This is a genomic window from Actinomadura hibisca NBRC 15177 (assembly GCF_001552635.1).
GTDB lineage: Bacteria > Actinomycetota > Actinomycetes > Streptosporangiales > Streptosporangiaceae > Spirillospora > Spirillospora hibisca.
Window position 1 is genome coordinate 56,470 of sequence record NZ_BCRO01000064.1, and the last position, 19,151, is coordinate 75,620.

The 19,151-nt window shown below is 74.2% G+C and carries 11 protein-coding genes; 6 read left to right on the forward strand and 5 right to left on the reverse strand.

Annotation, left to right across the window (positions count from 1 at the left end):
- Positions 1-174 precede the first annotated feature (174 nt).
- Positions 175-3,636, reverse strand: a complete 3,462-nt coding sequence (locus AH6_RS27945; RefSeq protein WP_067485739.1) for an AAA family ATPase — start codon at positions 3,634-3,636, stop codon at positions 175-177.
- Positions 3,637-3,927: 291 nt separating this feature from the next.
- On the opposite strand from AH6_RS27945, the gene AH6_RS27950 reads away from it, so the two are divergent.
- Positions 3,928-7,302 (forward strand): pyruvate carboxylase, encoded by a 3,375-nt coding sequence (locus tag AH6_RS27950; protein WP_067485741.1) that lies wholly within the window; start codon positions 3,928-3,930, stop codon positions 7,300-7,302.
- A gap of 192 nt (positions 7,303-7,494) precedes the next feature.
- On the opposite strand, the gene AH6_RS27955 is transcribed toward AH6_RS27950, so the two are convergent.
- Positions 7,495-8,133, reverse strand: a complete 639-nt coding sequence (locus AH6_RS27955) for a TetR/AcrR family transcriptional regulator (protein WP_067485743.1) — start codon at positions 8,131-8,133, stop codon at positions 7,495-7,497.
- A 151-nt stretch (positions 8,134-8,284) separates the two neighbouring features.
- Here AH6_RS27955 and AH6_RS27960 point away from each other — a divergent pair, with 151 nt between their 5' ends.
- Together AH6_RS27960 and AH6_RS27965 are read left to right on the forward strand one after the other, a co-directional pair.
- The gene (locus tag AH6_RS27960; RefSeq protein ID WP_067485745.1) at positions 8,285-9,184 is read left to right on the forward strand and encodes a sigma-70 family RNA polymerase sigma factor; all 900 of its coding nucleotides are present in this window, start codon (positions 8,285-8,287) and stop codon (positions 9,182-9,184) included.
- A 251-nt stretch (positions 9,185-9,435) separates the two neighbouring features.
- Complete coding sequence (locus AH6_RS27965) at positions 9,436-10,731, forward strand: serine hydrolase domain-containing protein (protein ID WP_067485747.1); 1,296 nt, start codon at positions 9,436-9,438, stop codon at positions 10,729-10,731.
- A 42-nt stretch (positions 10,732-10,773) separates the two neighbouring features.
- Here AH6_RS27965 and AH6_RS27970 read toward each other — a convergent pair whose 3' ends face one another.
- Complete coding sequence (locus tag AH6_RS27970) at positions 10,774-12,015, reverse strand: CU044_5270 family protein (protein WP_067485749.1); 1,242 nt, start codon at positions 12,013-12,015, stop codon at positions 10,774-10,776.
- Entirely contained in the window at positions 12,008-12,592 is a 585-nt protein-coding gene (locus AH6_RS27975) for an RNA polymerase sigma factor (RefSeq protein WP_067485751.1), read from the reverse strand. Before AH6_RS27975 ends, AH6_RS27970 begins: the two co-directional genes overlap by 8 nt.
- A 161-nt stretch (positions 12,593-12,753) precedes the next feature.
- Here AH6_RS27975 and AH6_RS27980 point away from each other — a divergent pair, with 161 nt between their 5' ends.
- Entirely contained in the window at positions 12,754-15,318 is a 2,565-nt protein-coding gene (locus AH6_RS27980) for a DUF7824 domain-containing protein (RefSeq protein WP_067485753.1), read from the forward strand.
- A gap of 157 nt (positions 15,319-15,475) precedes the next feature.
- Here the strand turns inward: AH6_RS27980 and AH6_RS27985 are convergent, their stop codons facing one another.
- A complete protein-coding gene (locus AH6_RS27985; RefSeq protein WP_067485755.1) occupies positions 15,476-16,246 on the reverse strand; it encodes an SDR family NAD(P)-dependent oxidoreductase in 771 nt (256 codons plus the stop codon).
- Between the two features lie 134 nt (positions 16,247-16,380).
- Between AH6_RS27985 and AH6_RS27990 the strand changes: the two genes are divergently transcribed.
- On the forward strand, positions 16,381-17,796 hold the full coding sequence (locus tag AH6_RS27990) for an amidase (protein WP_067485757.1): 1,416 nt from the start codon (positions 16,381-16,383) through the stop codon (positions 17,794-17,796).
- A 73-nt stretch (positions 17,797-17,869) separates the two neighbouring features.
- Positions 17,870-19,024 carry an epoxide hydrolase family protein gene (locus AH6_RS27995; RefSeq protein ID WP_067485759.1) on the forward strand — a complete coding sequence of 385 codons (1,155 nt, stop codon included), beginning with the start codon at positions 17,870-17,872 and terminating at the stop codon, positions 19,022-19,024.
- The last annotated feature ends 127 nt before the right edge of the window (positions 19,025-19,151 follow it).

A 19,151-nucleotide genomic window follows, 5' to 3' on the forward strand; every position in this document is an offset into this window, starting at 1 on the left:
TCTGGTCTCCGGTCTTGGGGACGGCGGGACCAGGCCGGTTTCCAGTGCGCCGAGCTCCTGCAGAACCTCATGCTGCCAGTCCCGACCGGACACCGGTCTCCCCTCAGCTTCCCCAGCAAGCCGTGATCGCGACGAGTTTAGTCAGATCTTGTGGATTGGGGAGTCTGATGGCCTTTAGAGGTACAAGCCCATGGTCGGGGTTGATTTCTTCAGGTCTGTTGGGAGGTCTTGCGCGTGCAGGGTGCGTACTTCTTCTGTTGTGTGTTCTGCCGTCAGGCGCTGGGCTTGGGCTGCGATCGTCGTGTCCAGCAGGTTCCGCATCAGGCGGCCGTTGCCGAACGTTGGGCCCCTGCCCAGCGTTCGCAGGACGCCGCGTAGTGCCGGAGGCAGGTCGGGGGACAGGGTGAAGCCCTCGGTCGCGGCCAGGTGTTCGAAGATCGCCACCAGTTCGGTGTCGGTGTAGTCCGGGAACGACAGGCGCTTCGGGAAGCGCGATTCCAGGCCCGAGTTCGCCGCCAGGAACGCCGTCATCTCGCGTTCGTAGCCTGCGGCGATCACCAGGAGGTCGCCTCGGTACTCCTCCATCAGTTTGACGAGGGTCGCCATCGCTTCCTGGCCGTAGGCGTCGCCGGTCAGGGCGTAGGCCTCGTCTACGAACAGGACGCCGCCCAGGGCTTGTTCCACTACCGCTTGGACCTTGGGGGCTGTCTGGCCCAGGTACGGGCCTACTAGGTCGGCTCGGGAGACTTCCACCAGGTGGCCTGAGGACAGGAGGCCCAGTTGGGCGTAGACGGCTGCTATCAGGCGGGCCACGGTTGTTTTCGCTGTTCCGGGGCTGCCTGTGAAGACCATGTGGCGGGTCGGGGAGACCGCTGGTTGGCCTGCGGCTCGGCGTAGTTCGGCGCTCCGGGCCTCGGCGATCAGCTTGTGCACCTCGGCCTTCACCTGGCGCAGGCCGATCAGGCCGTCCAGGGTCGTGATCGGGTCGGCGGGCGGCAGGGCCCGGCCCACGCCCGTGAGGGACGACGGGATGTCCTCGGCGCGCAGTTCGGCCAGGTTGTCGGGGGTCGGACGCTTGATCGCGCTCACCCGGCGGGCCTGGAGGGCGGCCGCTCGTTCGCACAGGTTCCGCATCAGGCGCGCGTTGCCGAACGCCCGGCCGCGCGGGGCCCGGCGCAGCAGGTCGGCCAGCTTCGCGCGGGCCGCGGGAGCCGGGACCAGGCCCGCCTTCGCCGACATCCCCGTGAAGATCTCGATCAGTTCGACGTCGGTGAAGTCCGGGAAACGCACGGTGGTCGGGAAGCGGGAGGCCAGGCCCGGGTCGGCCGCCACGAAGCGGGCCATCTCGCGCTCGTAGCCCGCCGCGATCACCACCAGATCGTCGCGGTGGTCCTCCATCATCTTGACCAGCTCGGAGATCGCCTCGGTGCCGTAGTCCTCGCCCAGGTCGGACTGGGCCAGGGAGTACGCCTCGTCGATGAACAGGACGCCGCCCACGGCGCGCTGGACGGCGGCGCGGGTCTTGACGGCCGTTTCGCCCAGGTACTGGCCCACGAGTTGGGACCGGGAGACCTCCACCAGGTGGCCCGAGGACAGGACGCCCATGTCCTTGTACAGGCGGGCCAGGAGGCGGGCCACCTCGGTCTTGCCGGTGCCCGGGTTGCCGGTGAAGATCATGTGGCGGGTGCGGGACGGGGTGGGCAGGCCCGCCGCGCGGCGCTGCACCGACGCCTGCGCCGCCGCCGTCAGCAGTTCGATCTCCTGCTTGACCGAGTGCAGGCCGGTCAGCGCCGCCAGCTCCGCGTCCGGGTCGCTGGGGGTTCCGGCCGGGTGGAACGCGGCCGGGATGTCGGCGCGCTTCACCACCAGCTCGCCGCCCGGCTCGGTGCGTTCGCGGACGGCGGTCAGGATCTCGTCGGCGAAGCGCTGCGCCAGGCGCGCGTTGCGCAGGTTGCGGACGGGCGGCGCGGCGGCCAGGACCCGGCCCGCGGCCGTCAGGGCGTGCTTGTGGGCGCGGGCGCCGCGCTTGTGCAGGGCGCGCGCGAACAGCTCGGCGTGGTCGGCCGGGGCGAACGGGTGCGTGCGCGCGATCTCGAAGTGCAGCGCCAGCCCCGGGTTCACCTCGCGGACGCGCTCGTCGCCGCCCGGCTCGCACAGCGCCACCACGTGCAGGTCGTCCTGCACGTCCAGGGCCCGGTGCAGTTCCTCCAGCACGGCCTCGCCGCTGCGCGGGTCGTGCGAGAGCGCGTCCAGCCCGTCGATCACCATGAGGCGGTGCCCGACCGAGTCGCGCGCGTCGGCGTACAGGTGCAGGGTCGCCGCCGACACGTCCTTGCCCGCGAAGAAGCTGTCGGACAACCACAGGGTCGGGCCGCCGATGAGCCGGTCCTCCAGCAGGCGCGCGACCTCCTGGGCGGCGTCGCGCTTGCCGGTGCCGTCCGGGCCGACGATCATCAGCCGGACGGGCTTGCTGGAGCCCTGCGCGATTCCGGCGAGCGCGGCGGTCAGCTCGGGCTGCCCGACCAGCTCGGCCCCGGGCTCGGGACGGCGCGGACGCCGGTTGCGCGGCGTGCTCTTCGCCGTGCCCGCCAGCGGGTTGACGGGGGTGCGGCGCGGGGCGAACAGCCGACGGAGGTCGGCCTGGAAGTCGCCGACCGGGATCCACTCCGGCTCGGGGAACTTGGCCTCCTCGGGGAAGCCCTGCACCGCGCCGGTCAGCCGCATCGCCATGTCCAGCCACGCCCGGCACGCGTCGATCTCCCCGGCGGCCATCGCGCGGGCCAGCCAGAAGCGCGTCTTCTCGTACCAGGCGTGCGGCTCGAACGCGGCGCGCACGGTCGGGAAACGTTCCAGCAGCTCGCCGTACAGCTCTTCGGGCACCACCGCGCCCAGCTCGGCCGGGACCTGCGTCAACCCGCTCTGCGCCACCAGGTGCAGCAGCAGGTCGGCGGCGCCCTCGTCGTAGGGCGCGATCTGGGAGAGGCGCTCGTGGACGGGCAGCAGCCCCGCGCACACCCACTCCAGGTACCCGACGGGCCCGGCCAGCTCCGGCAGGTCGGCCAGGATCTCGTCGGAGGCGTGCGCGACCCACAGTTTGCGCTGCTCTTCCAGCGGCGCGTTGATGTCGAGGGCGGGCGGCGAGGCGTCGAACAGCTTGATCAGCGCCTGCCGCCGCCGCTCCAGCGGCTCCAGGCCCTCCAGGACGTCCAGCGCCTCGCGGGCCAGGGCGAGCGCGACGCCCTGGTCGTCGGCCTCCTCCAGCCACTCCAGCGGCCGGAACGCGCCGGTCGTCACGCCCCAGCCCAGCAGCGGCCGCAGCGGCTCGCCGGGCTCGCGCCGGTACCGGTTGAACAGCTGGAACTGGAGCAGCGAGTGCGTCCCGGCATTGATCGCCGACGCGCCGCACAGGAAGTCGACCAGCACGACCAGGTCGCCGATCACCAGCGGCGCGGGCGGGGTGAGCAGCGCGTGCTGGTCGGTGGTCAGCCGGGCGCCGCGCGGGTCGCCGACGAGCTTGTCGATCCGGGCGCGGATGTCGTCGTACAGGCCGTCGGGCACCCGCCAGGGGCCGTGCGCGTACAGGTCGAAGACCGGTTCGTCGGTGATCAGCAGTTCCAGGTGCTCGGGCAGCCGCACCGCGTAATCCCTCCTCCGAGCGGTCGTCAAGCAGATGTAAAGCCGGGCGAACAGCCTATGGCGTCGTCCGAGCCGTTGAGCCGTCCGCGCGGGGCCGGACCGCCAGGCGATCTTGGCGGGCGTTTTCCGCGCGCCCGCCGTCGCGGGGCCGCTGCCTGGGTAGACACCTCTCGTAAAGCCGACATCCCCCGCGTTATGTTGGGGCGCGCTCAGCGTTGAGCTCTGGGAGGCCGTCGCCGGTGACGCCCTGCCGCCCCCTGACGATTCCGTCCGTCTCCTGGGAGTCACAACGTGATCAGAAAGCTGCTCGTCGCCAACCGCGGCGAGATCGCCGTCCGGGCCTTCCGCGCCGCCTACGAGCTGGGCATCCCCAGCGTGGCGGTGTACGCGCACGAGGACCGCCTCTCCCTCCACCGGCAGAAGGCCGACGAGGCCTACGAGATCGGCGAGCGCGGCCACCCCGTCCGCGCCTACCTCGACGTGGACGGCATCGTGGCCACCGCGCTGCGCGTCGGCGCCGACGCCGTCTACCCCGGCTACGGGTTCCTGTCGGAGAGCCCGGAGCTGGCCGAGGCGTGCGAGCGCAACGGCCTGACCTTCGTCGGCCCGCCCGCCGCCGTGCTCCGGCTGGCCGGGAACAAGATCGAGGCGGTCGCCGCGGCCCGCCGCGCCGGGCTGCCCGTGCTGGGATCGGCGACGCCCGAGCCGGGCGAGGAGCTGGCCGCCGCCGACGAGATCGGTTTCCCGCTGTTCGTGAAGGCCGCCGCGGGTGGCGGCGGGCGCGGCCTGCGCCGCGTGGACCGCCGTGAGGAGTTGCAGGCGGCGGTGGAGACCGCGCGCCGCGAGGCCGAGAGCGCCTTCGGCGACCCGACGGTGTTCCTGGAGCAGGCGGTGGACCGGCCCCGCCACATCGAGGTGCAGGTCCTCGCCGACGCCACCGGCTACACCGTGCACCTGCGCGAGCGCGACTGCTCGGTGCAGCGCCGCCACCAGAAGGTCGTGGAGATCGCGCCCGCGCCGCGCCTGGAGCGCGCGGTCGTCGACCGGCTGTGCGCGGACGCCGTCGCGTTCGCCCGCGAGATCGGCTACGTCAACGCCGGGACCGTGGAGTTCCTGGTGGACGAGCGGGGCCGCCACGTGTTCATCGAGATGAACCCGCGCATCCAGGTCGAGCACACCGTGACCGAGGAGGTCACCGGCGTCGACCTGGTGCAGAGCCAGCTCCGCATCGCCGGTGGCGAGACCCTCGCCGACCTCGGCATCGCCCAGGACAACGTCACCGTGTCGGGTTTCGCGGTGCAGTGCCGCATCACCACCGAGGACCCCGCCAACGGCTTCCGGCCCGACACCGGCAAGATCTCCGCCTACCGCTCCCCGGGCGGCGCGGGCGTCCGCCTCGACACCGGCACCGCCCACGCCGGGGCCGTGGTCACCCCGCACTTCGACTCGCTGGTGGTGAAGCTGACCACCCGCGGCCGCACGTTCGAGGAAGCGGTGCGGCGGTCGCGGCGCGCGGTCGCCGAGTTCCGCATCCGGGGCGTGTCCAGCAACATCCCGTTCCTGCAAGCGCTGCTGGACGAGCCCGACTTCATCGCGGGCGGCGTCACCACCTCCTACATCGCCGACCACCCCGAACTGCTCACCGCGCGCTCCAGCGGCGACCGGGCCACCCGCCTGGTCCGCTACCTGGCCGACGTCACGGTCAACAAGCCGCACGGCGACGCCCCCACCGACCTCGACCCGGCGACCAAGCTGCCCGAGCTGGACGCGTCGGGCCCGTTCCCGGAGGGCTCGCGCGACCAACTGCTGGCGCTGGGGGCCAAGGCGTTCGCCGAACGGCTCCGCGCCCAGAAGGCCCTGGCCGTCACCGACACCACCTTCCGCGACGCCCACCAGTCGTTGCTGGCTACGCGCGTGCGCACGTACGACCTGCTGAAGGCCGCGCCGCACCTGGCCAGGACCACCCCGCAACTCCTGTCGCTGGAGGCGTGGGGCGGCGCGACCTACGACGTCGCGCTGCGCTTCCTAGGGGAATCGCCGTGGGACCGGCTCGGCGCCATCCGCGAGGCCGCGCCCAACCTGTGCATCCAGATGTTGCTGCGCGGCCGCAACACCGTGGGCTACACGCCCTACCCCGACTCGGTCGCGCGCGCGTTCGTCACCGAGGCGGCGCGCACCGGCGTGGACATCTTCCGGGTGTTCGACGCGCTGAACGACGTCGAGCGCATGCGGCCCGCGATCGAGGCCGTCCTCCAGACGCACGCGGTGGTCGAGGGCACGCTCTGCTACACCGGCGACCTGTCGTCGCCCGCCGAGAAGCTCTACACGCTCGACTACTACCTGCGCCTCGCCGAGCAGCTCGTCGAGGCGGGCGTGCACGTCCTGTGCGTCAAGGACATGGCGGGCCTGCTGCGCGCGCCCGCCGCCCGCACGCTGGTGACGGCGCTGCGCGAGCGCTTCGACCTGCCCGTCCACCTGCACACCCACGACACGGCGGGCGGCCAGCTCGCCACCTACCTCGCCGCGATCGAGGCGGGCGTGGACGCGGTGGACGGCGCGGCCGCGCCGCTGTCGGGCACCACCAGCCAGCCGCCGTTGCAGGCGATCGTCGCGCACACCGACTTCACCGACCGCGCCACCGGCCTGGACCTGGACTCCCTCACCGCGATGGAGCCGTACTGGGAGGCCGTGCGGAGGTTGTACGCGCCGTTCGAGATGGGCCTGCCCGCGCCGACCGGCCGCGTCTACGACCACGAGATCCCCGGCGGCCAGCTCTCCAACCTGCGGCAGCAGGCGGTCGCGCTCGGCCTGGGCGACCGGTTCGAGGAGATCGAGCGGCTGTACGCGGCGGCCGACCGGATGCTGGGCCGCCTGGTGAAGGTCACCCCGTCCAGCAAGGTCGTCGGCGACCTCGCGCTGCACCTGGTGGCGGCCGGGGCCGACCCCGAGGCGTTCGCCGCCGACCCCGGAAGCTACGACATCCCCGACAGCGTGATCGGGTTCCTCGCGGGCGAGCTGGGCGACCCGCCCGGCGGCTGGCCCGAGCCGTTCCGGGGCCGGGCGCTCGGGGCGCGCAAGTACACGCCGCCGCGCGCCGAGCTGACCGGCGACGAGGAGAAGGCGCTGGCCGGGCCGGACGCCCGCGAGACGCTGGACCGGCTGCTGTTCCCGGGCCCGGCCAAGGAGTACCGCGAGACCCGCGCCGCCTACGGCGACCTGTCGGTGCTGCCGACCGGCCCGTTCCTGTACGGGCTGCGCACCGGCCACGAGGTCGCGTTCGACCTGGAGCCGGGCGTGCGCGTGCTGGCCGGGCTGGAGGCGGTCGGCGACGTGGACGAGGCGGGCGTGCGGCAGGTCATCTGCACGGTGAACGGCCAGCTCCGCACGCTCGGCGTCCGCGACCGGTCGGTGGTGTCGGACGCGCCGCCGGTGGAGCGCGCCGACCCGAACGAGCCGGGCCACGTCGCCGCGCCGTTCGACGGCTCGGTGACGCTGCGGGTCGCCAAGGGCGACACGGTGGCGGCCGGGGACGTGGTCGCGACGATCGAGGCGATGAAGATGGAGGCGTCGATCACCGCGCCGGTCGCCGGGACGGTGACGCGCCTCGCGGTGCCCGCCGCGACGCCGGTGCAGGCCGGCGACCTGCTGCTGACGATCAGTGTCTGACGGCCTTCCGGCCCGGCTTGCCCGCCCGGGGCTCGCAAACCGACCGGAAAGCATGCGAGCGCTGCATCGCTTCGCGATCTGCCGCATCGGGCCCCGCCTTCGGCTTCGGCCCGCCACGGCAGACCTTCGGTCGCGCTCGCGGTGCGGGGCCGGGCGTCGTGTCCCGGGCACCGATGCGGCCGCGCCGGGCGGTCACGCCCTGACGGCGTAGCCGCCCAGCGCGGGTTCCAGCAGGTCGAACGCCGCCGCCCCGTCCTCGGCGAGGGCGGCGGCGATCTCCTCGTGGCTCTGGCCGTCCAGCGTGCGGCGCAGCGCCTCGTTGAACAACACCCGGTGCGCGCCGCCGAGCTGGGCCGCCGCGAACCGGGGCGTCATCTCGTCCGGCCCGGCCCCGGTCTCCTCGGCGAGGACGGCGGCCAGCGCGTCCTCGCGCTCCTCGTGGAACTCGCGCAACCGCGCCACCAGCGCCGGGCTCTCGACGATCATGCGCGCGAACGGCTCGCCGGAGAACCCGATCACCGCGTCGTGCGCCGCCACCGACGCCAGGAACGCCCGGCGCAGCGCCGCCAGCGCCGACTCGCCCGGCGCGCGCCCGCGCACGGTCGCCGCGAGCGAGGCCGTGAACACCTCGTGCAGGTCGAGGGCCAGGTCCTCCTTGCGCGGGAAGTAGTTGGTCACCGTCATCTTGGCGACCTGGGCGGCCGCCGCGACCTCGGCGATCGTCACCCGGTCGAAACCGCGCCCCAGGAACAGCCGGGTGGCCTGGTGGGAGATGTTCTCCCTGGTCTGCGCCTTCTTGAGCTCCCGCAGGCCCATCTTCGTCTCGCCCATGGCCACAGTGTGCCATAGAACTGACCTAAAAATACTCTTGACATATCGATGGGTCCGTCATAAGTTTAGGTCGCGTCACCACCGAGGAGGAACCCTGAACCTGCGCGCCGCGACCCCCGCCGCCCCGACCGCCGCTCCGTCCGCCGACCCCATGAAGGACTACCTCGCCCGGATCGGCCGTACACCTCTGCTGACGGCCGAGCAGGAAGTGGACCTGGCCGTGCGCATCGAGGCCGGGCTGTTCGCGCGGGAACGCCTGGACACGCGCGCCGGCCTCAGCGCCGAGGACCGGGCCGACCTCGCCGAGATCGCCGCCGACGGCGCGGCCGCCAAGGACCACATGGTCCGCGCCAACCTGCGGCTGGTGGTCTCCCAGGCCAAGCGGTACGCCGGGCGCGGCCTGCCGCTGACCGACCTGGTGCAGGAGGGCAACCTCGGGCTGATCCGCGCGGTGGAGAAGTTCGAGCACCGCCGGGGCCTGAAGTTCTCCACCTACGCCGTCTGGTGGATCAAGCAGGCGCTGACCCGGGCGCTGTCGGACCAGGGCCGCACGATCCGGCTGCCCGCGCACGTCGCCGAGGTCGTCAACCGCATGAACCGCGTCCGGCGGCAGCTGGTGGCCGACCTCGGCCGCGAGCCGGAGACCGCCGAGCTGGCCGCCGCGCTCGACCTCACGCCGCAGAAGGTCGAGCGGCTGATGGGCCAGTCGCGCGAGCCGGTGTCGCTGCACGTCCGCATCGGCGACGGCGGGGACGGCGGCGAGTTCGGCGACCTCATCGAGGACACCGACGCCCCCGACCCCGCCGACGCCGTCGCCTCCGGCCTGCTGCGCGGCGAGCTGGACCGCGTGATGGACCAGGCGCTGACCGAGCGCGAGGCCGACGTGATCGCGCTGCGGTTCGGCCTGGGCACCGGCGAGCCGAAGACGCTGGACGAGGTGGGCCGCGCCTTCGGCGTCACCCGGGAGCGCATCCGCCAGATCGAGGCGAAGGGGATGAGCAAGCTGCGCCGCCCCGGCAGCCGCCGCGCGCTGGCCGACCTGCTGGTGTGAGCGCCCGCCGCAGGTGACGGCGGCTGATCGACAAGGTCACAATCGTGTGACCGCCGGCCCGGCGGATATCGCCGGGCCGGTTTGTCTTCGCAGGTCAGAGCCCTGAAACCGATCTTCCGGCGGTCCGCGGGCGTGATCAACGTCCCAGGGCGCGGCGGCCCGAACGACTGCCGCGTCCGGCGTCCGGCGTGGACAATGAAGGTCGGGTCCGGCGCGGTCGGACGGGATCAACACGGCGGGAGAGTTGCGGGATGGGCGCGGGCCGGTTCAGACGCCTCGCGACGGCGGCGGCGCTGCTCGCCTCGCTCGCCCTCGCGCCGTCCGCCGCCTCCGCGCAGAACCCCGAGGCCGGCCCGGAGCCCGCGCCCGCGTTCGAGGCCGTCCCGCAGCGGGTGCCCGTCCTCGACGCCGCCCGGCTGCGCGCGACGCTGAACGCCACGCGGGCGGCGGGCATGTACGGGCTGTACTCGACCGCCCGCGTCGGCGACCAGGAGTGGGACGGCGCGTCCGGCGTCGCCGACCCCCGCACCCGCCGCCCGGTCACGCCCGGCATGCTGCACCGCGTCGGCGCGGTCACCGCCACCTTCACCGCGACGGCGCTGATGCAGCAGGTCGAGCGGGGCAGGCTCCGGCTGGACGACCCGATCGCCGCCCACCTGCCCAACGTGATCTACGGCGAGCGCGGCCGCCAGATCACCGTGCGGATGTTGCTCAACCACACCAGCGGCGTCGCCGACCACCTCACCACCGCCTTCCCGTCGCTGGCCGAGCGGTCCCCGCGCAGCCTGGACGAGGGCCGCCTCCGCCGCCAACCGGTGCGCACGCTGGTGTCCGAGGCCGTCAACTCGCCGCTGGTCACCCCGCCCGACAGCGGCCCGTCCTACTCCGGCACCAACGACCTGATCGCCGGGCTGCTGCTGGAGAAGGTCTCGGGCGAGCGCGCCGAGGACTACATCACCCGCAACGTCATCCGCCGCGCCGGGCTGCGCGCCACCGCCTTCCCGACCGGCCCCGAGATCAAGGGGCCGCACTCGGGCATGTACGAGTCGCTGCACCGGCGCGCCCGGCCGCCGCGCGACTACAGCACCTTCGACATGTCGTACGCGTGGACGGCCGGGGCGCTGGTGTCCACCACCGACGACGTGACGCGCTTCTACCGCGCCCTGTTCACCGGCGGCCTGGTGACGCCCGCGAGCCTCGCCGAGATGCGCCGCACCGTCCCCGCGCCGGGCGGCCGGGGCGTCCGCTACGGCCTCGGCCTGGTCTCCATGGACCTGCCGTGTGGAACGTTCTGGGGCCACGACGGCGCGGTCTTCGGCGCGGGCACCCGCGCCCTGACCAGCGCCGACGGCACCCGCCAGATCGCGGTGGGCTGGAACCTCACCAAGTACCAGCGGCTGGACGCGGCCGGGCGGCCGATCGCCCACCCGATCGACAACGCGCTGCGCGCGCACGTCGAGCAGGGCCTGTGCGGCGGCGCCGAGACGCCGGCGGCGGACGCCCCGGCGCAGCCGCTGCCGCTGGAGTACCTGACCCCCGACTCCTGACGGCCGCCCGGCGGTCCATGACGGCCGGGCGGAACGGAGGGTCTAGTACGGCTTGGCGTTCGTCCATTCGGTCTTCTCGAACACCTCGTACGAGGCCACCTCGCCCGGCTTGTGGAACCGGTCGGGCGTGTCGGCGACCGTCACCCGCCGGGGCCTGCCGTCGTCGCCCCGGGGCATCTTCCGGGAACCGTGCGGCGGGACGGCGACCACGTTGCGGATCGCCAGCAGCAGGCCGCGCGACGGATCGACGATCCACTGGCGACGGTAGGTGCCGAGCTGCTGGTTGGCGGTGGTGAAGCCCAGCGGGACGGTCGAGGTGACCGGCAGGGTGATCACCGAGCCGGGGCGGCCCAGCGGGTCGGCGCCGCGGCCCTCGACCTTGATGCCGGGCAGTCCGGCCATCATCCGGAACGCCGCCGCGCGCACCTTCGGCGGGGCGGGAGCGTACGACAGCAGCTCGCCCGCCGCCTCGCTCAGCGCCCGGACACGTTCGGCGGTGCGCAGGGCGCGTATCGGCGCGTCCCTGCCATCGGAGGGAGCGGCGGCGCGCCAGTCGCCCTTGAGACCCAGCAGGACGTTCTCCAACGCCTTCGGATCGGTCGGCAGCGCCCCGACCTGCTTGAGCGACAGGCCGTGGAAGGTCCAGTCGCGGTCGCGGCCGCCCCACGGCGGCGTCCTGCCGAAGGTGGATCCCGGCATGAACAGCACGATCCTCCCCAGACCGTCAGGCACGTTGTTCAGCGCCGTGGGCGAGCCCGCCGCCCGCCACCGGGCCTCGTCCCGGGCTGTCACCGGGCGGCCGGGCAGCTCGTCATGGGCGGTGGCGTTATAGCCGTCCACGCCGACCCAGGTCCGGTAGCGCATCCGGGACTCGACCTTGTAGTGGTCGGCCCGGCGCTTGCCGATCGCGAAAACGTTGCCGGTGACGCGTTGGGTGAGCCAGTACTTGCCCTGGGCGGTGGCCTTCTGCGCGTTGTCGGCGGCGACGAGCAGGACGTCGCCGCGGTCGAGGATCCGCAGGTCGGCCCCGGCGTCGGACCGGCTCGGGGCGGGGGCCCGCCCGTCGGAGGGCAGCGCCACCACGGCCACGGCGCCCGCCGCGACGGCGGTCGCGGCCGCGACGCCTGCCAGGGCGAACCGGCGACGGTTCGGGGCGCGGCCGGGAGCGCGGCGCGGGGCGGCGTCGTCGCCGGGGCGCCAGCCGGTGCGCAGGGCGATGTGGTCGGGGTGCTCCTCCTGGGCCAGGGTCGTGCGCACCTGCCGCAGGGCGTCCAGCTCATCCATCGTGCTTCTCCTGGGGAAGGGCCTTGCGGAGCCTGGTCCGGGCCCGGTGGATCTTGGACTTGACGGTGCCGACGGGCAGGTCGAGGGCCGCCGCGATCTCGGCCTGGGACAACTCGCCCCACGCGAGCAGCAGCAGGACGTTGCGGTCGACCGCGCCGAGCGACGCCAGCGCCTTGGCGAGGCGGGGCCCGAGCGCGGCCGCCGTCGCCCGGCCGCTGGCCAGGTCGGCGACGCCGTCCTCGGCGGGGTCCACGCCGGTGCGGGCGAACGCCCGGTACATGCGGGTCTCGCTCCGGTGGTGCTTGGCGACGGTGTTGCTGGCGATGCCCCACAACCACGCGCCGAACTCGGCCCGGCCGTCGAACCGCGCCCGCTGCCGGAACGCGATCGAGAACGTCTCGGCCACCACGTCGTCGGCGAGGCTCGGGCCGAGTCGCCGCCTGAGGTAGGCGTGCAGCCGGGGCGCGTGCCGCCGGAACAGCTCCCCGAACGCCTCGGGGTCGTCCAGGGAGGCGGCGACGACGCGGGCGTCGTCCAGCTCCTCCAGGGGATGGCTCACCGCTCTTGCCAGGGCCATGGGCCGGTGTGTCCCTTCATGGGGCGTACCTCCGCGTCGAAGGTGTTGACGCTCCCTCTATCCCGATGGCGGCCCGGGGGTTGCGTGCTCTTTCTGAAGTTCGTCGGTACTTCGTGTGACCATGATCTCGTCGTTGCGGACGTCCGTCGGGAGGCCGGGCCATGGGGTGGGGAAAGATCCGAGCACTCGTCGACGCCGGCGCGGCGGATCCGGTGGCCGAGGCCGTGCGCGTGCTCGACGAGGCGGGCCGCCGCGAGGTCGCCCGCGCGCTGCCCGGCCACCTGCGCGCGGTGCGCGCCCGGCGGGAGCGCTGGGACGCCTTCGAGCGGCACGTCGAGCCGTTCCGGGCGGCGGGCGCGGGGACGATCGCGGGATCGGCGGCCGTCGCGTCCTGGCTCAACCGCCGCGACCTCAACCCGCCCCGCAGGCGGCACCGCGACGCCGGGCGGCTGCTCGACCTGTGGGAGGACCGGCCCGCCGAATGGCTCGCCGACCTGGCGCGGCGCGTCACGCGCAACCTGCGCGGCCCCGACCACCGCGACGGGGACCTGGCGCTGGCGCTGCTGCGGCGGACGGGCGTCGAGCCGCCCGCGCACGATCCGCTGGTCATCGCGTGGTCGGCGGAGGGGCCCTGGCGCGCCGACGACCCGCTGCTGCCGCACCTGCTGCCGCGCCTGTTCGAGGCGGGCGGCACCGGCCACTGGCTCTACCTGCGGGAAGGCTGGCTGGACGCGTTGTCCGACATGGTGGAGCAGGGCGCGGCCGAGCGGGCGGCGCTGCTCGACGGCTGCGTGCGGCGGCTGCTGCGGGGCGGCGGTTCCGCGACCGAGCCGTGGTTCTTCCTCAAGCTGCACCAACGGCTGGAGACCGACGCGGACGTGCCCCGGCACGCGCACGACTACCTGCGGATGCTCCCCTCGGCGTCGGGCCAGGTCGCCGCGCACGCGCTCGACCTGCTCCGGCGGCACGGCGACCTGGAGGCGGCGCAGGTCGTGGCGGCGCTGGAAGCGGCGTTGTCGCGGCGGGAAGCGGGCCTGGTCAGGGCGGGGCTGAGCTGGCTGGACCAGACCGTCAGGCGGCACCCGGAACGGGCCGCCGAGTGCGCGGTGCTCCTGGCGCGGGCGTTCGGGCACACCTCGCCGGTCGTGCAGCGGCAGGCCGTCCGGGTCGCGCTCAAGCTGCCGCCGGACGTCGGGGCGGCGGCCGAGCGCGGGCTGCGGGAGGCCGTCCCGCTGCTCCCGGCGGAGCTGGGCGCGCAGCTCGCGGAGCGGTTCGGCGGCGAGGTGGCCGAGGAGGAGCGGCCGGCGCCGGACCTGCCCAGGGTGGTGGCCGCCGAGCCGGTCCCGCTCTACCCGTCGATCGCCACGGCCGCCGGGTTCGCGCACCTGATCACGCTGGAGCAGCCGTCGTGGTCGATGGCCGAGCAGCTCATGGCAGGTTTCGTGCGGCTGGCGCACGACGACCGGGACGGTTTCGCGGCCGTGCTGGAGCCGGTGTTCCGGACCGGCCTGGGCTGGTGGGCCGACGACCTGGCGGTGTGGCCGACCGAGCGGGAGTGGCTGCTCGCGGCGTCCCGGCGGCTGCTTGGCCACGACATCGGGCCCGCCCGGCCGCCCGTCTCGCCCTTCGACGTCCCGCCCGGCAGCACGTTCCTCGACCGGATGCCCGGCGAGCGGCGGGCGTCGCCGATCGACCTGCTGTGGCTGCACCGGTGCGCCGAGCTGCAACGGGGGCTGGACACCGGCTTCGTCCCGCCGGTGCTGCTGGCCACGCCGACCGAGCCCACCGGGCGGCTCGACCCGACCGTCCTGATGGGACGGCTGGCCGCGCACCAGGACGCGGGCGTCGAGCCCTATCCCGCCGACCTGCAACAGGCGCTGCTGCGCCTGCCCGCCGAGGGCGACGTCCAGGCCGCCCGGCGGGCCAGGGCCCTGTCCCTGTCGGCGGCGCAGGTCGTCGCCCGGTGGCTGGCCGATCCGCCGGAGGTCGCCGTCGAGGCGTCGTTCGCCAAGCGCGGGCGGCCCGGCTTCACGCTGCGGGCCCGGCGGACCGGCCTCACCCTGATCGACGAGGTGTTCCGCACGCCGCAGCGGCCCCGGCCGGAGCGGCCGAGCCCCAACCGGCACCTCTGGCCGTACGCGCTGCCGTCCCATCCGGAGGTGGCCGCCGCCTACCTGATCACCCACCCCGACGACCCCGGCCCCGCCGACCGCACCGATCCGGTCCTGCTGTGCGACCTGCTGGCCGGAGGCGGGGAGCGGGGCGGGACCAGGCGCGGGATCAGGCGCGGGGCGTGGGACGAGGCGCTGGCCTGGTACGCGGCCGCCGAGCTGGGCGGCGACCAGCGCGGCCAGGACGCGCTGGAGATCATGGCGGCGCGGGGCGACCTGCCCGCCGGAGCGCTCGGGCACGCGCTGGCCCGCCGCGTGCGGGACGGCGGGATCGGCCTGGCGCGCGTGGTGACGGCCCTGGAACGCCTCGCCCGCCGTGGCGCGCACGGCCAGGTGTGGGAGACGGTCGCGGCGATGCTGGCGGACCTGACGCCGGAGCCGGGGGAGCGGCCGGTCGCGGCGTTCGCCCGGCTCGTCGCCCTCGGCGCGCGGACGGCGCGGTGGAGCGAGGCGCGCGGGGCGTTACCCGCGGTGGCGGAGCTGGCGGGGCGGAAGGGGACGGCGAACATGCTGGCGGAAGCGCGCCGCCTGCACGCGTACCTGACGCGCGCCTGACACGGGCCCGCCGCGCACCTGCCGCACCTGCCGCACCTGCCACGCCTGCCGCGCGCCCGACACGAGCGCGCCGCACACCTGCCGCGCGCCTGATACGGGCCCGCCGCGCGCCTGCCGAGGTGACCGACGGTGACCGCAAGTGGCCACCGGCGGCGGGTCAGCCCTCGTGGGCCTCGGGGTCACGGGCCAGGACGGACCGGCCGCCGTCCACCGGCACGGTCGCGCCGTTGATGAACGACGCGTCGTCCGACAGCAGGTGCACGACCGCGGCGGCGACCTCCTCGGCCAGCGCGACCCGGCCGAGGGGGTGCAGTCGTCCCATCTCGTCCTCGACGCGGGCGGCCTCCACCGGGCCCAGCCGCGTCAGGAAGTCCTCGTAGCGCTCGGTGCGGACCGAGCCCGGCGCGACGGCGTTCACCCGGACGCCGCGCGGCCCGTACTCCACGGCCAGCGCGCGCGTCAGCCCCTCGATCGCGGCCTTGGCCGTCACGTACGGCGTGCAGCCCGGCACCGCCCGCTGCGCCTGGTGGGAGGTGACGTTCACGATCGCGCCCGGCGTGCCCGCCGCCAGGAACCGGCGCACGGCGGTGGCACAGCCGGTGAGTGGCGCGCCGAGGTTCACGTCCACCAGCGCCAGCACCTCTTGCGCCGAGGAGGTGTGCAGCGACAGGTCCCGGAACACCGCCGCGTTGTTCACCCATCCGGCCAGCGGCGCGACCCGCTCGGCGAGGTCGGCGGCGTGCTCGGCGGCGGCCTCGTCGGTGGCGTCGCCCACCACGGCGGTCACGTCGGGGTGGCCGTCGGCCCACTCCAGGGCGGCGGGGTCCCGTTCGAGGGCGACGACGTGGCCGGTCCGGGCGAGGCGTTCGACGACCGCGCGGCCGATGCCCCGGCCGCCGCCGGTCACCACGTGGGAACGGGTGCTCATGCAAGGTCTCCAGGTCGAAATCCGGTGGACGTGGGCGCGGGGTCGTCCGACACTCGGCTTCGGACGACCCGTGGACGGAAGAGGGCGGCCTGCGGCGGGCGCTGCTCGGCACGGGTCCCGCCCTGGGGGCGCACATGGAACCGCACGAGTACGCGCACCACGACGCTACCGGCCTGCGCGGGTTGATCGTCAAGGGCGAGGTGACCGCCGCCGAGGCGCAGGACGCCGCACGGCGGGCGCTGGAGAAGGTGAACCCGCAGCTCAACGGGTTGACCGGGCCGCCGTTCCCGCAGCCGCTCGCGCATGACGGCGACGGGCCCCTCGGCGGGGTGCCGTTCCTCATCAAGGACAGCGGGCCGGTCGCCGAAGGGGTGCCGTTCCACGCGGGCAGCCGCGCGATCGAGGGCGTCGTCGCGCCGGGCGACACCGACCTGATGCGCCGCTTCCGCGCCGCCGGGCTCGCCACCCTCGGCGTCACCACGATGCCGGAGATGGGCATCTCCTTCGCCACCGAGTCCGCCCGCTACGGCGTCACCCGCAACCCCTGGGACCTGGAGCGCGGGCCCGGCGGGTCGAGCGGTGGGGCGGCGACGCTGGTGGCGGCGGGGGCCGTGCCGGTCGCGCACGGCGGGGATGGGGCCGGGTCGTTGCGCGTCCCGGCGTCGGCGTGCGGGCTGGTCGGGCTCAAGCCGAGCCGGGGGCGCGTGCCGTACGGGCCAGGGGCGGGGGAGCACGGGTTCGGGATGGTCTACGAGTTCGCGCTGACCCGGAGCGTCCGGGACGCGGCGCTCCTGCTGGATCTCGTGCAAGGCGCGGGCGTCGGCGACAAGTACACCGCGCCGCCGCCGCTGCGCCCGTACGCGTCCGAACCGGCCGCCGACCCGGGCGCTCTGCGGATCGCCGTCACCACGCGCGCCTGGTCGGGCGTGCCGGTGGACGCGGAGGTCGCGGCCGTCGTCGGGCGGGTCGCGCGCCTGCTGGAGGAGATGGGGCACCACGTGGTCGAGGCGAGCCCGGACGTCTCGGGCGAGGCGATCGTGGCGGCGGCCCGGACGCAGCTGGTGGACGTGGCCGCACCGTTCCTGCTGTTCGGGCCGCCGGAGACGCCGTCCCGGATGGAGGCGGTGTCGCGGACGGTCGTGGAGGAGGTGCGGGGGCGCAGCGCCCTGGACCTGGTGGTCGGCTTCGGCGTGCAGAACGAGCTGTCACGCGCCGTCGGGGCCTTCTTCACCGGCCACGACCTGCTGGTCACACCGACGCTCGCGCTGCCGCCCCAGCCGCATGGGACGTTCCGCTACGACGATTCCGAGCAGACGGCGACGGGGTGGCTGGAGGGCCTCTTCACGTTCGGGCCGTTCACGATGTTGTTCAACGCGACGGGCCAGCCCGCGATGAGCCTCCCGCTCGGGCAGACGGCGGACGGCCTCCCGGTGGGCGTGCAGTTCGTCGCCCCGTACGGGCGGGACGACCTGCTCTTCCGCATGGCCGCCCGGCTGGAGGAGGCCCTGCCCTGGGCGCACCGCGTGCCGCCGGTCCACGCCGCTACCTGAACCAGAACACTGGAACGAATCATTCCGTTCTGCTATTCTGGAGACACGTCGGAACGACTTCGAGGAGTGCTCGATGACCGGAACGACCAGCGAGATCCGTCCCTTCCGCCTCCACGTCCCCCAGGCCGACCTCGACGATCTGCACCGCCGGATCGCGGCGACGCGCTGGAACCCTCAGATCCCCGGCACCGGCTGGGAGCGCGGCATCCCCGCCGACTACCTGCGGGAGCTGGCCGAGTACTGGCGCACCGGCTACGACTGGCGCGCGCACGAGGCCGCGCTCAACGAACTGCCGCAGTTCGTCACCGAGATCGACGGCCAGAACGTCCACTTCCTGCACGTCCGCTCCCGGCACGAGGACGCGCTGCCCCTGCTGCTGTCGCACGGCTGGCCGGGGTCGATCGTCGAGTTCCTCAAGATGATCGGCCCGCTGACCGACCCCGAGGACCCGGCCGACGCCTTCCACCTCGTCATCCCGTCGCTGCCCGGCTTCGGCCTCTCGGGCCCGGTGACCGAGCCGGGCTGGACGACCGGGCGCGTCGCGCGGGCGTTCACCGGGCTGATGGACCGCCTCGGCTACGGGCGGTACGGCGTGCAGGGCGGCGACTTCGGCGCGTTCGTGGCCCCCGAGATGGGCCGGGTCGCCGAGGGGAAGGTCGTCGGCGTGCACGTCAACGCCGCGAGCGTCGGCTTCATCCCGTTCGGCGAGGTGGGCGAGGAGGAGGCGGCGTCGCTCAGCGAGTTCGAGCGGGGCAGCCTGGCCCGGCTCCGCGACTACATGGACGACGGCAACGGCTACTTCCAGATCATGGCGACCCGGCCGCAGACGCTGGGCTACGGCCTCAACGACTCCCCGGTGGGCCAGCTCGCCTGGATCGCCGAGAAGTTCAAGGAGTGGACCTTCCCGACCGCCGAGCTGCCGGAGAAGGCGATCGACCGCGACCAGATGCTCACCAACGTGATGCTCTACTGGATCACCGGCACGATCGGCTCCTCGGCGCACCTGTACTGGGAGAGCATGCACGGCGGCGACTGGCCGCACGAGCGCGCGGCGACGCCGACGGGCGTCGCGGTGTTCGCCGACGACGTCGCGATCCGGCGGTACGCCGAGCACGCCAACACCATCACGCGCTGGACCGAGTTCGACCGGGGCGGGCACTTCGCGGCCATGGAGGTGCCCGACCTGCTGACCGAGGACGTGCGGGCGTTCTTCCGCACAGTGCGCTGAGACGGGCGGCGATCCGGCCGGCGGGGCGGGGACGGCGGTGATCCCCGCCCCACCACGGGCGTCGTCCCCGGCTTGTGACCGAGTTGCTAAAAGCGGCCGCGCTTGTGTGGGCGGAGTGCATTCTGTC

Coding starts and splice junctions, on each gene's coding strand:
- AH6_RS27955 (WP_067485743.1), bottom strand. CDS start 8,133: ATGGGCGAGACGAAGATGGGCCTGCGGGAGCTCAAGAAGGCGCAGACC.
- AH6_RS27960 (WP_067485745.1), top strand. CDS start 8,285: ATGAAGGACTACCTCGCCCGGATCGGCCGTACACCTCTGCTGACGGCC.
- AH6_RS27965 (WP_067485747.1), top strand. CDS start 9,436: ATGGGCGCGGGCCGGTTCAGACGCCTCGCGACGGCGGCGGCGCTGCTC.
- AH6_RS27970 (WP_067485749.1), bottom strand. CDS start 12,015: ATGGATGAGCTGGACGCCCTGCGGCAGGTGCGCACGACCCTGGCCCAG.
- AH6_RS27975 (WP_067485751.1), bottom strand. CDS start 12,592: ATGGCCCTGGCAAGAGCGGTGAGCCATCCCCTGGAGGAGCTGGACGAC.
- AH6_RS27980 (WP_067485753.1), top strand. CDS start 12,754: ATGGGGTGGGGAAAGATCCGAGCACTCGTCGACGCCGGCGCGGCGGAT.
- AH6_RS27985 (WP_067485755.1), bottom strand. CDS start 16,246: ATGAGCACCCGTTCCCACGTGGTGACCGGCGGCGGCCGGGGCATCGGC.
- AH6_RS27990 (WP_067485757.1), top strand. CDS start 16,381: ATGGAACCGCACGAGTACGCGCACCACGACGCTACCGGCCTGCGCGGG.
- AH6_RS27995 (WP_067485759.1), top strand. CDS start 17,870: ATGACCGGAACGACCAGCGAGATCCGTCCCTTCCGCCTCCACGTCCCC.